Annotated in this window: 12 protein-coding genes; 6 read left to right on the forward strand and 6 right to left on the reverse strand. The window is 55.7% G+C overall.

Annotation, left to right across the window (positions count from 1 at the left end):
• Positions 1-361: 361 nt before the first annotated feature.
• Positions 362-3,256, reverse strand: coding sequence for an alanine--tRNA ligase (alaS, locus tag LVJ78_RS06940; protein WP_132953113.1), 2,895 nt, complete (start codon positions 3,254-3,256; stop codon positions 362-364).
• A gap of 180 nt (positions 3,257-3,436) precedes the next feature.
• Between alaS and LVJ78_RS06945 the strand changes: the two genes are divergently transcribed.
• Positions 3,437-4,597: a polyamine ABC transporter substrate-binding protein gene (locus tag LVJ78_RS06945; protein WP_132953111.1), complete on the forward strand. Its 1,161-nt coding sequence runs from the start codon at positions 3,437-3,439 to the stop codon at positions 4,595-4,597.
• Positions 4,598-5,151: 554 nt separating this feature from the next.
• Here the strand turns inward: LVJ78_RS06945 and LVJ78_RS06950 are convergent.
• The 4 genes from LVJ78_RS06950 to glpK all read right to left on the reverse strand — a co-directional run bounded on the left by LVJ78_RS06950 (position 5,152) and on the right by glpK (position 9,600).
• Positions 5,152-6,330: an oxidoreductase gene (locus tag LVJ78_RS06950; RefSeq protein WP_132953109.1), complete on the reverse strand. Its 1,179-nt coding sequence runs from the start codon at positions 6,328-6,330 to the stop codon at positions 5,152-5,154.
• A gap of 39 nt (positions 6,331-6,369) precedes the next feature.
• On the reverse strand, positions 6,370-7,365 hold the full coding sequence (locus LVJ78_RS06955; protein ID WP_132953107.1) for an LLM class flavin-dependent oxidoreductase: 996 nt from the start codon (positions 7,363-7,365) through the stop codon (positions 6,370-6,372).
• Positions 7,366-7,611: 246 nt separating this feature from the next.
• On the reverse strand, positions 7,612-7,923 hold the full coding sequence (locus tag LVJ78_RS06960) for an ArsR/SmtB family transcription factor (protein ID WP_132953105.1): 312 nt from the start codon (positions 7,921-7,923) through the stop codon (positions 7,612-7,614).
• 183 nt (positions 7,924-8,106) lie between these two features.
• Complete coding sequence (gene glpK / locus LVJ78_RS06965; protein ID WP_132953103.1) at positions 8,107-9,600, reverse strand: glycerol kinase GlpK; 1,494 nt, start codon at positions 9,598-9,600, stop codon at positions 8,107-8,109.
• Between the two features lie 125 nt (positions 9,601-9,725).
• Between glpK and LVJ78_RS06970 the strand changes: the two genes are divergently transcribed.
• From LVJ78_RS06970 to LVJ78_RS06990, 5 genes are all read left to right on the forward strand, one after another.
• Entirely contained in the window at positions 9,726-10,571 is an 846-nt protein-coding gene (locus tag LVJ78_RS06970; protein ID WP_132953101.1) for a 23S rRNA (adenine(2030)-N(6))-methyltransferase RlmJ, read from the forward strand.
• Between the two features lie 133 nt (positions 10,572-10,704).
• A complete protein-coding gene (locus LVJ78_RS06975; protein WP_132953099.1) occupies positions 10,705-11,067 on the forward strand; it encodes a hypothetical protein in 363 nt (120 codons plus the stop codon).
• A 12-nt stretch (positions 11,068-11,079) separates the two neighbouring features.
• Positions 11,080-12,051 (forward strand): class 1 fructose-bisphosphatase, encoded by a 972-nt coding sequence (locus LVJ78_RS06980; protein ID WP_132953097.1) that lies wholly within the window; start codon positions 11,080-11,082, stop codon positions 12,049-12,051.
• Between the two features lie 125 nt (positions 12,052-12,176).
• A complete protein-coding gene (locus tag LVJ78_RS06985) occupies positions 12,177-12,743 on the forward strand; it encodes a peptidylprolyl isomerase (protein ID WP_132953095.1) in 567 nt (188 codons plus the stop codon).
• Between the two features lie 113 nt (positions 12,744-12,856).
• On the forward strand, positions 12,857-13,420 hold the full coding sequence (locus LVJ78_RS06990) for a YceI family protein (protein ID WP_132953093.1): 564 nt from the start codon (positions 12,857-12,859) through the stop codon (positions 13,418-13,420).
• Between the two features lie 127 nt (positions 13,421-13,547).
• Here LVJ78_RS06990 and trxA read toward each other — a convergent pair whose 3' ends face one another.
• On the reverse strand, positions 13,548-13,874 hold the full coding sequence (trxA, locus tag LVJ78_RS06995; protein ID WP_132953091.1) for a thioredoxin TrxA: 327 nt from the start codon (positions 13,872-13,874) through the stop codon (positions 13,548-13,550).
• Positions 13,875-13,915 lie beyond the last annotated feature (41 nt).

A 13,915-nucleotide genomic window follows, 5' to 3' on the forward strand; every position in this document is an offset into this window, starting at 1 on the left:
GCTGTTTCACGGGCAAAGCCCTCGTTACGCGGCTGCGTAGGTACGATTAGGCTGCAAGCCGTAATCGTACGAATGCAGCTGCCGCAGCAAACACAATTGAAAGTTCTATCAAAGCAAGCCGTCTGAAAATCAATCTTCAGACGGCTTGCTTGTTTCATGCGTACGATTACGCCGCTGCCGGCGGCTAATCGTACCTACGCGGGCTATTGATACGGCAATTAAATATTGAGAACCTTAAAAGTTAAATAATTGAAAATTTTAAATTTTTATGATTTAAGTTTCAATGTTTAATTGCCAAATCTATAAATTTCGATAATTTAGGCCGTCTGAAACCTTTCAGACGGCCTATCTCACTTCAAATTCAAGCCAGCTTGCCGCCGACCCAATCTTTCACCCCGTTCAACACTTCCGGCAATTTCTCCGCATCGCTGCCGCCGGCTTGCGCCAAGTCCGGCCGGCCGCCGCCTTTGCCGCCGATTTGTTCGGCCACGAATTTCACCAAGTCGCCGGCTTTCACTTTGCCGGTGAGCGGTTTGGACACGCCGGCGCAGAGGGATACTTTGCCTTCGTTCACGGCGGCGAGCAGCACCACGGCTTGGTCGGATTTGCCGGTGAGGTCGGTGACGATGTCGCGCAGGGCGGCGGCTTCGGCGTCGATTTGGGCAACCACCAGTTTGGCTGTGCCCAAATCTTGCGCGTTGTCGAAAAGTTTGGCGGCGGCGTGCACGGCCAATTCGCTTTTGGCTTGCGACAAGGCTTTTTCCAACGTTTTCGTTTGAGCCGCATTGGCTTGGATTTTGGCGAGCACGTCTTTTTCGGTTTGTGCTTTCACTTCGCCGATGATGTCGCGCACCAAGCGCTCTTGGTTTTGCGCCCATTGCAGCGCGTTTAGGCCGGTGATGGCTTCGATGCGGCGGATGCCGGCGGCAATGCCGCCTTCGCTGATGATTTTGAAGAGGCCGATGTCGCCGGTGCGCGCCACGTGGGTGCCGCCGCACAATTCGGTGGAAAAATCACCCATTTTCAGCACGCGCACTTCGTCGCCGTATTTTTCGCCAAACAGCATCATGGCGCCGGCTTGTTGCGCGGCTTCCATGCTCATCACATCGGCTTCCACCGCCACGTTGGCCAAAATGGCTTCGTTTACGCGGCGCTCCACTTCGGCGATTTCTTCGGCGCTCACGGCTTGCGGGTGGGAAATGTCGAAGCGGGTGAGCTCTGCGCTCACAAGCGAGCCTTTCTGCTCCACATGCTCGCCCAACACTTCGCGCAAGGCGCGGTGCATCAAGTGGGTGGCGCTGTGGTTGCGCATATTGGCGGCGCGGATGTCGTTGTCGATTTTAGCGCTCACGGCATCGCCCACGTTCAGACGGCCTGACACGAGCACGCCGAATTGGCCGGTAACGGCGGCTTTGATTTTTTGGGTGTCGCGCACTTCAAAGCGGTTTTCGCCGGCAAAAATATAGCCCACATCGCCCACCTGGCCGCCGCTTTCGGCATAAAACGGGGTGAAATCAATCACCACTGCGCCGCTATCGCCTTCTGCCAAGCTTGCCACCGGTTCGCTGTCTTTATAAAGGGCGACAATTTTGGCTTCGGTTTGGCGCTCGCTATAGCCTTTGAATTCGGTGTCGCCGCCTTCATAAGCCAATTGGGTGTCGGCTTTGAAGTTTTGCGCGGCGCGGGCGCGGGCGCGTTGGGCTTCCATTTCGCGCTCGAAGCCTTCGCTGTCGAGCTCGATACCCAATTCGCGCGCCATATCGGCGGTGAGGTCGTAGGGAAAGCCGTAGGTGTCGTAGAGCTTAAACACATGCTCGCCCGAAATAATCATTTTGCTGTTGGCAATGTTGTCGTTTAAATAGCGCTCAAGGGCTTCGGCAAACGGCCGGTTTTCTTCGGTGGCGGCTTTTTGCTCGATCACGTCGGCGATATTCAGATTGAGGCTCTCGTTAATTGCGCCCTCGATATGCTTGCGCACCACCACCAATTTTTGGTCGGCATTGTGGCGCGAAGCCACTGAGAATTCCACGCCGTCGGCCGTGCTCAGCAGCAGCGGCTCGCCGATGCCGTCGGCCGGCAGCAGGCTTTCCAGCTTTAAAAACTGCATGCCGCGCCAAACCTGGCTGAACAACACCATGCCTTTTTCCAAAGTTTCACCAAAGCGGGTTTCTTCGCCGCGCAAGGCTTCCATGATTTGCGTTTGCTTTTCTTTCAATTCGGGATAAGCGCCGCCCATTTCGGCCACCAAATCGGGCACGAGTTTGTAGAAAAACGCGCCTTTTTGGCCGAGCTTGTAGCCGTGGCGCACGGCGCGGCGGATGATGCGGCGCAACACATAGCCGCGGCCTTCGTTGCTGGGCATCACGCCGTCGGCAATCAGAAACGAGCAGGCGCGGATGTGGTCGGCAATCACTTTCAGGCTCGGCTCGTCCATGCTGAATGCCACACCGGTTTCGCGCGCGGCGGCTTTGAGCAGGTTTTGGAAAAGATCGATTTCATAGTTGGCGTGCACATGCTGCATCACGGCGGCCATGCGCTCCAAGCCCATGCCGGTATCCACCGAAGGCTTGGGCAGCGGGTTCATGGTGCCGCTTTCGTCGCGGTTAAACTGCATAAACACGCAGTTCCAGATTTCGATAAAGCGGTCGCCGTCTTCTTCGGCGCTGCCCGGCGGGCCGCCCCAGATATGGTCGCCGTGGTCGTAGAAAATTTCCGAGCAAGGGCCGCAGGGGCCGGTGTCGCCCATTTGCCAGAAATTATCCGAGGCATATTTGGCGCCTTTGTTGTCGCCGATGCGGATGATTTTTTCAGCCGGCATGCCGATTTCGTTGAGCCAAATATTGTAGGCTTCGTCGTCTTCGGCATACACAGTGGCCAGCAGTTTTTCTTTGGGAATGTTCAGCCATTCGGGCGAAGTAAGAAATTCCCACGCAAAATGAATGGCATCGCGTTTGAAATAATCGCCGAAGCTGAAATTGCCCATCATTTCAAAAAAGGTGTGGTGGCGGGCGGTGTAGCCCACGTTTTCCAAATCGTTGTGCTTGCCGCCGGCGCGCACGCATTTTTGCGCGGTGGTGGCGCGGTTGTAGGCGCGTTTGTCGAAGCCGAGAAACACGTCTTTAAATTGGTTCATACCGGCGTTGGTAAACAAAAGCGTGGGGTCGTCGTGCGGCACCAGCGAGGAAGAAGCCACAATCTGGTGGCCTTTGGTTTCAAAGAATTTTAAGAATTTTTGGCGGAGTTCTGCGGTTTTCATAATGTTTTCTATGTGGGTTAAACGATTTTCAGACGGCCTTAATGCATCAGCAAAGGCCGTCTGAAAAGCAAATATCAAATCTTGGCTATCTTACCGCAGATTTGCCTTTGCGCCTACCCGAGGCATACTGCTTTTGCTATACTCTGTTTGCATTTCCCCTCCACTCCAATATAAGGAATCATGATGAAATCATTGCCTTTATTCGGCCTTGTGGTGCTGGCGCTGGCCGCCTGCGGCGACAAGTCCAACGAGAAGCCCCCCAACAGCGCCGCAGCTTCTGCCACCGCTTCCACTTCCGGCACCCTGCCCGAAACCGCCAACCTGAAAATCTACAACTGGTCGGATTATGTCGACCCCGCCACCGTGGCCGCCTTTGAAAAGCAATACGGTGTGGCCGTGAAATACGATTATTACGACAGCGATGAAACGCTGGAGAGCAAAATGCTCACCGGCAAATCCGGCTACGACTTAGCCGGCCCCTCCAATGCCTTTATCGGCCGCCAAATCAAAGCCGGCGCTTATCAAAAGCTTGATAAAAGCCTGATTCCCAATTATAAAAACATCAATCCCAAGCTTTTGGCGCTGATGCAGGAAGTGGATCCGGGCAACGATTATGCCGTGCCTTTTTTCTGGGGCACCAACACATTTGCCATCAACACCGAGCGGGTGAAAAAAGCGCTCGGCACCGACAAGCTGCCCGACAATCAATGGGATTTGGTGTTCAACCCCGAATACACCGCCAAGCTCAAGCAATGCGGCATCAGCTATCTGGACAGCGCCGCCGAAGTTTACCCGATGGTGCTCAACTATATGGGCAAAAACCCCAACAGCAGCAATATCGACGACATCAAAGCCGCCAGCGAATTGCTCAAACAAAACCGCCCCAATATCAAGCGCTTCACCTCATCGGGCTTTATTGATGACTTGGCGCGCGGCGACACCTGCGTGACCATAGGCTTCGGCGGCGATCTGAATATCGCCAAGCGCCGCGCCGAAGAAGCCGGCGGCAAAGAAAAAATCCAAGTGATGATGCCCAAAGAAGGCGTGGGCATTTGGATTGATTCGTTTGCCATTCCGAAAGACGCCGCCAACGTGCTCAACGCCCACCGCTATATCGACAACATTCTCGAGCCCGAAGTGGCCGCGCAAAACGGTGATTATGTTACCTACGCGCCCTCCAGCCTGCCCGCCCGCGCGCTGATGGCCGCCGAATACCGCGACGACAACACCGTGTTTCCCACCGATGAAGACATGGCCAACAGCTTTATCATGGTGCCCATCGAGCCGGAAAGCCTGAAATTTATGGTGCGCCAATGGCAAAGCATTAAAGCGGGCAAATAACGTTTTTTGGTGATGATGTTTGGCAAACAAAGCCTGAGGCCGTCTGAAAGATTTTCAGACGGCCTCAGGCTTTTGTTGTGGGCATGCACGTCATACCAATTCTAAAAAATAACCTTACAAAATAAAAGCAGTTCGGCAGCATCATCCGCGTAGGTCGGATTCTTGAATCCGACATTTAGCCAACGGCCAAAGCGATGTGCGTGCCTTGTTCTGCGAACAAGTGTCGGATTCGAGAATCGGACCTACAGGCTGCTGAAAGATTTTCAGACGGCCTCAGCGTTTGCCCATGCATACCACATGCTGCTCGCTTGCATGCATAGGGTTGCAGCCTGCACAGCGGGCAGCTTGGGCTGAAAACCCAACGAATCCCTCAAGCCGCCTGAAATGTTGGGTTTGGCAACCCAACCTACGCGCTGAAGCTTTGATGCTCAGGCGGCACGGTTGTTTTCCGGTTGGGTGCACGTTTCATGCACACGCGCATACGAGATGCCGTCTGAATATTTTCAGACGGCATCCCGTATCAAACCATGACGGTTTATTGATTTAAACAACCATCACTTCAAGCCGCGAAACGGCACCCACGGCTGCATGTTCAGCAACAAGCCCCACAATACATCAGGAATATGTTGCGCTTGTGCGCCCAGCGGGCCGTCGAGGCTGTCGGCCAGCTCGTTTTCGCGGCCGGCGGCGATTTTGAGCGCGAAATCGGGGTTGATAATCGCGCCGCGCCCCACGGCAATCAGCTCGGCGTGGCCGCTGTTGCCCGCATCGGCAATGCTTTGCGCACTCACCAAACCGCCCACGCCGACAAGCGGCAGGCGGCCGGCCAGATGGCGGTGGATTTGCGCAATGCGCTGCGGCGGCAACTCGGGATGGGCGGCGGCGTTTTCGGCCGGCTCGTTAAAATCGCCCAGCGACACATGCAGGTATTGCAGCGGCAGCTTCACCAATTCATCAATCAAGGCCAGCGTGTCGGCCATTTTAATGCCGTTTGCAGGCGCTTCTTCGGGTGAAAAACGATAGCCGACGATAAAATCTTGGCGGCCGGATGCGGCCACGGTATCGGCCACGGCGCGGGCAACGGCCAGCGGGAAAGCCATGCGTTTTTCGCGGCTGCCGCCCCATTCGTCATCGCGCAGGTTGCTGGCGGCGGAGTAAAACTGTTGCAGCAGATAGCCGTTGGCGCCGTGGATTTCCACGCCGTCGAAACCGGCGTCTACAGCATATTGCGTGGCTTGGGCATAAGCAGCCACTATTTCACGGATTTCGGCATCGGTGAGCACGCGCGCTTCGCTTTGCAGGCGTTTGTCGGCTTCGATATCGAATGAAAACGACGGGGGAATCAGCGTAAACGCGCTGGGCGCCACCACGCCGTTGGCCGGCACCAAATGCGGCAGTGCGCGAAAGCCGCCGTGATGAATCTGCAACACGGCTTTGGCGCCTTTTGCCTGTATGCTTTGCGCCAAGCGGCGCAGGCCGGGCAGATCTTCAGCGCGGATGGCGTTGGGCTCGCCGTCAAAGGCGCGGCCGGTGGGGTGCACGGTGGTGGCGGCGGTAATCACCATGCCTAAGCCTTTGCTGCGGCTGGCCACAAAATCGATTTCGGCTTCGCTGGCCGTGCCGTCTGCATGCGAGGCCCAATGCGTCATCGGGGCGAGCACCAAGCGGTTGGGCAGAGTTGCGCCGTTGTTGAAAGTGAGGGGTTGGAACAAGGCTTCAAATTGCGGTTTCATATTTTGCTTTCTTGGTTAAATATCAATCGTAAATCGGTTTCAGACGGCCTCTACCGCCTCTTTAAACAAACGGTAAGACGCAAACTGCAAGGCTTCGTCATAAATATAGCTCACCGCCATATATTCATCGGCACGCAGGCGCGTGTGCAGCTCGCTAAATTGCGCCGCCAAGGTGGCGGGGCCGCCGATTAAAGAGCAGGCGGTCATGCTGTTAACCGTGTGTTGCTCCATCTCGTTCCAGCGCCCGGCCATGCTGTCGACTGGCGGCGAGAGCGGCTGGCGGCTGTTGCGCACCACGTTGAGAAAAAATTGCTGCTGGCTGGTGGCCAGATATTGCGCGGCTTGATCATCGTCGGCGCCAATCACATTGAGCGCCACAATGGCATAAGGCTGCGCCAAGGTTTCAGACGGCCTGAAGCGGCTGCGGTAAATCGCCAGCGCCTCTTCAAGCATACGCGGCGCGAAATGGGCGGCAAACACATAAGGCAGCCCTTTTTCAGCAGCCAAATAAGCGCTTTCGGTGCTGGAGCCGAGGATATAAAGCGGCACATGGGTGCCAATGCCGGGAAAGGCTTTCACATAGCCCTGCCCTGCCGCATCACCCAAATAGCGCTGCAAAGCGGCCACATCTTCGGGAAAATCAAGCGAGGTTTCGCGCTCGGCGCGGCGCAAGGCTTGGGCGGTGAGGCGGTCGGTGCCGGGGGCGCGCCCCAATCCCAAATCCACGCGCTCGGGATAAAGCGTGGCCAGTGTGCCGTATTGCTCGGCCACCATCAGCGGGCTGTGGTTGGGCAGCATCACGCCGCCGGAGCCCACACGGATGCGCTGGGTGTGTTGCAGCGTGTGGCTGATTAAAATCGAAGTGGCGGAGCTGGCGAGCGAGGTGGTGTTGTGGTGCTCGGCAATCCAATAGCGGCTATAGCCCAAGGCTTCGGTGTGCTGCGCCAGCACCACCATGCTTGCCAAAGCCTGCTCGGTGGTGTGGCCGGCGCGCACGGGCACGAGGTTGAGTGCGGATACGGCGGGTGTGGTCATTATTTTTCCTTTCAACGGCAAGCCTACTTTCAGACGGCCTGTTTTAATTCAGCGATAATTTCTTATATCTAAAAATATAGATTGGATAAAATCAAAATATAGTGGATTAAATTTGAATCAAGACAAGGCGGCGAGCCGCAGACAGTACACACGTACGGCAAGGCGAGCCAACGCAGTATCGGTTCAAATTTAATTCACCATAATCCCGCGGCTGCGGGGAGGCGGGCAGATTTGCGCCCTGCCCGTTTAAATCTGCTCGCGCAATTGCTGCAATAAAGCTTCCACGCCGGCGCGGTGATAGCGGTAATACGTCCATTTACCGATACGGCGCGATTCGAGCAGGCCGGCTTTTTTCAAGGTGTTGAGATAGCCCGACACCACCGATTGGGCCAGCCCGGCTTTTTCGGCCACCAGCCCCACACACACGCCGCCCTCAAAATCGTGCACCACATCGCAATGCGCATGCGCGGCAAAATGCTGCTGCGGGCTTTTCAGCCACAGCAGCATTTGATAGCGGTATTCGTTGGATAAGGCTTTGAAGGTGTCGGTGGGTTTCATGGACGCTATAATAAATCTAGTTTTATAGATATGTCAATATAAAACAGGCCGAAATCTTACAAAACGGGTGTTTTACAAAAGCCTCAGGCCGTCTGAAAAATATTTCAGACGGCCTGAGGCTTTGATTCAAATATACCGTAAAAACAATGTCGACAAAGCTTCAAAACCGCTTTCGATTGATCCTCAATCATCAATCCAATGCTGCGCCGCCTTCACCGCTTTATGCCAATAATGCAGCATTTTCTGCACGCGCTCGGGTGGCAGCTGCGGCGAAAACACTTTATCCGCCTGCCATTGCGCCCGCAATTCGTCGGTGCTCTGCCAAAAGCCCACCGCCAGCCCGGCCAGATAAGCCGCGCCCAGGGCGGTGGTTTCGGTGATGCGTGGGCGCACGATATCGAAGGCAAACAAATCCGACTGCACCTGCATCAAATAATCGCTTTGGCTCGCGCCGCCATCCACACGCAATTGCGCGGTGGCCTGGCCGGCATCGGCTTCCATCGCCTTTACAATGTCATACACCTGAAATGCAATGCCTTCAAGCACGGCGCGGGCGAGGTGGCCGTTTGACGTGCAGCGGGTGATGCCGAAAAAACTGCCGCGCGCATATTGGTCCCAATAAGGCGCGCCCATGCCTGAGAGCGCGGGCACGAAATACACGCCGCCGTTGTCGGCCACGGAAGCGGCCAGCGTGTTGATTTCATCGGCTTCGCGTATCAGCCGCGCGCCGTCGCGCAGCCATTGGATTGCCGCGCCGCCCACAAACACGCCGCCTTCGAGCGCATAAGTGGTTTTGCCGCCGATTTTCCAGGCCACGGTGGCGAGCAGATTGTGTTGTGAATCCACAGGTTTATCGCCGGTGTTCATCAACAAAAAGCAGCCGGTGCCGTAGGTGTTTTTGAGCATGCCTTTATCCAGGCAGAGCTGGCCGAATAAGGCAGCTTGCTGGTCGCCCGCGATGCCGGCAATGGCAATCGGCCGATTGGTGAAGCGCGGCGCGGTGTGCCCGTATATTTCGCTGCTGGATTTCACTTCGGGCAGCATGGCGCGGGGAATATCGAAAAGGGCGAGCAAATCTTCGTCCCATTGCAGCGTGTGGATGTTGAAAAGCATGGTGCGGCTTGCATTGCCGGGGTCGGTAACGAAGGTGCGCCCTTCGGTGAGGTTCCACACGAGCCATGTGTCTACCGTGCCGAAACACAATTCCCCTTTTTCGGCGCGCGCACGGGCGCCGGGCACATGGTCTAAAATCCATTTCACCTTGGTGGCGGAAAAATAAGCATCGAGCACGAGGCCGGTTTTGGCGCGGATGGTGTCGCCGTGCGCGGCGCGGATGCTGTCGCAATATTTGGCGGTGCGCCGGTCTTGCCACACAATGGCGCGGTGCACCGGCTCGCCGCTGGCTCTATCCCACACTATCGTGGTTTCGCGCTGGTTGGTGATGCCCAGGGCGGCGATTTGATCGGCGGCAATGCCCGATTGCGCCAGCGCTTCGGCCAGCACCGACACCTGCGTGCTCCAAATTTCTTTCGCATCATGCTCCACCAGCCCCGGCTCGGGAAAATGTTGGGCAAAGGCTTTTTGCGCCTTGGCAACGATTTGGCCTGCATGGTTGAAAATCATCGCACGCGAAGAAGTGGTGCCCTGGTCGAGCGATAAAATATAGTGTTCCGCCATAATTGTGCCTTGTTGTGGTTTGGGCAAAATGTAACGCGTTTGCAGCAGCTTTGGCAACGGCGGCGCTACTCGCGGGCGGATAAATCCCGTAAAATAGCGCCATTCTTTCAGACGGCCTCTCTTTCATGCTCAGCTACCGCCACGCTTTCCATGCCGGCAACCATGCCGATATGCTCAAACATTTCGTGCTTTATCTCACGCTCGATTATTTCAACCGCAAAGACAAACCTTATTGGTATATCGACACCCACAGCGGCGCGGGGCTTTACGATTTGCGCGGCAACGAAGCGCAAAAAGTGGGCGAATACAAGCAAGGCATCGCCCTGTTGCAGCAAGCCGCCAAGCTGCCGCCGGGTTTGCACGACTTTTTAGGCCGTCTGAACGCGATTCTGCCCGAGCCGCACCTTTATTGCGGCTCACCCTGGCTCGCGCAGGCGATGCTGCGCCCGGCCGACAAGCTGCGCTTGTTTGAGCTGCACCCGGCCGATTTCCAGCATCTGCAACACAATATGCAGCAAGCCCGGCTCGGGCGGCGCGGCCAAGTGGTGCAGGCCGACGGCTATCAGGGTTTGATTGCCTTATTGCCGCCGCCCACCCGCCGCGCCGTGGTGTTGATCGACCCGCCTTATGAAGAAAAACAGGATTACGAACGCGTGGTGCACACCCTGAAAGAGGCGCAAAAGCGCTTTGCCCAAGGCTGCTATTTGGTGTGGTATCCCTGCCTGAGCCGCGAAGAGAGCCGCAAATTGCCCGCGCAGCTGCAAAAGATTGCACCCGATAATTACCTGCAAGCCGAGCTGCATGTGCAGCGCCCGCGCTCCGACGGCTTCGGCATGCACGGCAGCGGCATGTTTATCATCAACCCGCCCTATCTTTTGGCGCAGCAGCTGCAAGAGAGCCTGCCCGCGCTGGCCGCCTTGCTAGCGCAAGACGATGGCGCGCGCTTTGTGCTGGATTTTCAAATCAAATAAACCACAGGCCGTCTGAAACCGCTATGCGTTCAGACGGCCTTGATGAATTCACCCGATGATGCGGCAAAGATAGAAAGCAGCCGCGCTTTGCATTACAATCCTCATTGTCCGCTTACCGAAAGAGCTGCTTTTTATGCGCACCACCCGCCCTATTCTCACCTTATTGCCCGCCCTCTTATTGCTGGCAGCCTGCGGCGAGCAAAAAGCAGCCGTCGAAGAAAAATTCAACAGCGAATTTATCAGTTCGTTCAGCAAAGCCTGCGTGGAAAGCATACCGGAAAACACGCGTATTTCGTCCGAGCAAAAGCAGCAAGTGTGCCAATGCGCGGCCGAGAAAGCGCTGGAAGTGCTCACCCCGGCCGACATCGCGCGCGCCATCAGCGGCAATATCGATGAAGCCACGCAAAGCAAAGCCAACACCGCGGCCCAGCCCTGCATCGAAGCCTTGATTCAACAGCATCAACCCGCCTCCGCCCCCTCAACCGATTCCCACTAAAGCGAGAAACTTATGACTACCCTGGCCGAATTCCTGCCCCAACACCTGCAACAACACGCTCTGCCCGACCAACTGGGCGGCGTGCTCCAATCCGTGGTCGATGCCTGCGTGCAAATCAACCGGCAAGTGCGCCTGGGTGCGCTGGCCGGCGTGCTGGGTGAAGCCGGCAGCGGCAATGTGCAGGGCGAAGATCAGAAAAAACTCGATGTGATTGCCAACGATGTGCTGATTGCCGCGCTCAAAGCCAATGCCGATGTGGCCGGGCTCGCCAGCGAAGAAGAAGACACATTCGTGCCCTGCCATGAAGAAGGCCGCTATTTGGTGCTGTTTGACCCGCTCGACGGCTCGTCCAATATCGATGTGAATATTTCCGTGGGCACCATTTTCTCCATTCTCACCAAGCCGCAAGGCGCGCTTGCTACCGAATCGTTTCTGCAAAAAGGCCGCGACCAAGCCGCCAGCGGCTATGTGCTCTACGGCCCGCAAACCCAGCTCGTGTTTACCTTCAAGCACGGCGTGTTTGTGTTTACCCTTGATGAAAACGGCCAATTCGTGCAAACCGGCGCCCACCCGCAAGTGCCCGCACAAACCAAAGAATTCGCCATCAATATGTCGAACCAGCGCCACTGGTATGCGCCGATGCAGCAATACATCGCCGAATTGCTCGCCGGCGACACCGGGCCGCGCGCCAAAAATTATAATATGCGCTGGGTGGCCTCGATGGTGGCCGAAATCCACCGCACCCTGATGCGCGGCGGCGTGTTTATGTATCCGCAAGACGCACGCGACCCCGCCAAGCCCGGCAAGCTGCGCCTGATGTATGAAGCCAACCCCTTGAGCTTGATTCTCGAGCAGGCCGGCGGCGCGGCCACCAATGCCGCCGCCGATATGCTCGACATCCAGCCCGAAGGCCTGCACCAGCGCGTGGCCGTGGTGATGGGCAGCCGCGAAGAAGTGGAATATGTGCGCCGGCTGCATGTATAAATATTCAAAGTAATTGTTTTATAAAGGCCGTCTGAAAACTTTCAGACGGCCTTTTGCACTTTTTTACAAACCACAACCGCAAATTCAGCGATAATACGCACCCATTTAATATCCGTTTTCTCATTATGCAAACTTTATCCAAATTCCTGCTCTGCGGCCTGCTCGGCTTTGCCGCGCTGGGCGCACAAGCCGAAACCCGCGCCGTGATCGACACCAATATGGGGCAGATCCGCCTTTCACTTGATGAGCAAAAAGCACCCAAATCCGTGGCCAATTTTGTGAACTATGCCAATAAAGGCTTCTACAACGGCACTATTTTCCACCGCGTGATGGACGGCTTTATGATTCAGGGCGGCGGCTTCACCCCCGATATGGAGCAAAAACCCACCGAAAAAGCCATCAGCAACGAAGCTGAAAACGGCCTGAAAAACACCGTCGGCACCATCGCCATGGCACGCACCGCCAACCCCAATTCCGCCACCAGCCAATTTTTCATCAACGTGGCCGACAATGATTTTCTAAACTATAAAGACCGCACGCCCCAAGGTGCCGGCTATGCCGTGTTTGGTAAAGTTACCGGCGGCATGGATGTGGTGCAGAAAATCGCCAAAGTGCAAACCGCCAACCGCGCTTATCATCAAAATGTGCCGGTGAAACCGGTGGTGATTGAAAAAGTAAGCATCCTGCCATAAAGCGCCCATCTTTAATTGATGGGAAAGATATCATCAAGCCGTCTGAAATGTTTCAGACGGCTTTTCATGTTAGGATGCAAACACTTTCACTTTCAAAAAATCAAGGAGCCCTCATGAAAAAAACCCTGTTTGCCGGCTTACTGGCCGTGGCCGCCGGCGCTGCTTCCGCCGCCACCTACACCATCGACAGCCACCACGCCAATGCCCGCTTCGCCATCGACCATTTCGGCGCCACCACCAACACCGGCGGCTTCTACAACCTCACCGGCACCGTAGCATTCGACCCGAAAGCACAAACCGGCTCGGTGGATGTGCGCATTCCCGTCAGCTCGCTCAACACCGGCAACGCCCGCTTCGACGAGCACCTGAAAAGCGCCGATTTGTTTAACGCCGCCCAATATCCCGAAATGCGCTTCCAATCCAGCAAATGGCATTTCAAGGGCAATAAAGTGAGCAGCGTTGAAGGCACGCTCACCCTGCTCGGCCAAACCCATCCGGTAACGCTTAAAGCCACCAAGTTCAACTGCTACAACAGCCCGATGCTGAAAACCGAAGTGTGCGGCGGCGATTTTGAAACCGTGATCGACCGCAGCAAATGGGGCATGAATTATCTGGTGGCCGCCGGCATGTCGAAAAACGTCAAGCTCACCATTCAGATAGAAGCCGCCAAACAATAAACCGATAAACGGCCAACCGTTTGATTCCATAAACAGGCCGTCTGAAAACTGTTTCAGACGGCCTGTTCTGTTATTGATTCCGATAAAAATAAAAAAAGCTGCCGCAGCAGCTTTTTTATCATCCGGCTTAAATCGATGCGTTTACAAACGCCACCAATTGGCCTTTGGCCAAGGCACCCACTTTGGTGGCCACGTTTTGACCGTCTTTAAACACCATCAAAGTCGGAATGCCGCGCACGCCGAATTTGGCCGGGGTTTGGTCGTTGTCGTCGATATTGATTTTCACCACTTTGAGCTTGCCCTCGAATTCGGCGGCCACTTCATCCAAAATCGGCGCAATCATTTTGCAGGGGCCGCACCACGGTGCCCAAAAATCCAGCAACACCGGCACATCTGATTTCAAAACATCTTGCTCAAAGCTCGCGTCGGAGGCGTGTACGATTAAATTGCTCATGTCGGTTTCCTTTTGAAGTGAATGCGCCTGCATTCGGTTGG

This window comes from Uruburuella suis, from assembly GCF_022870845.1.
Taxonomy (GTDB): Bacteria; Pseudomonadota; Gammaproteobacteria; order Burkholderiales; family Neisseriaceae; genus Neisseria; species Neisseria suis.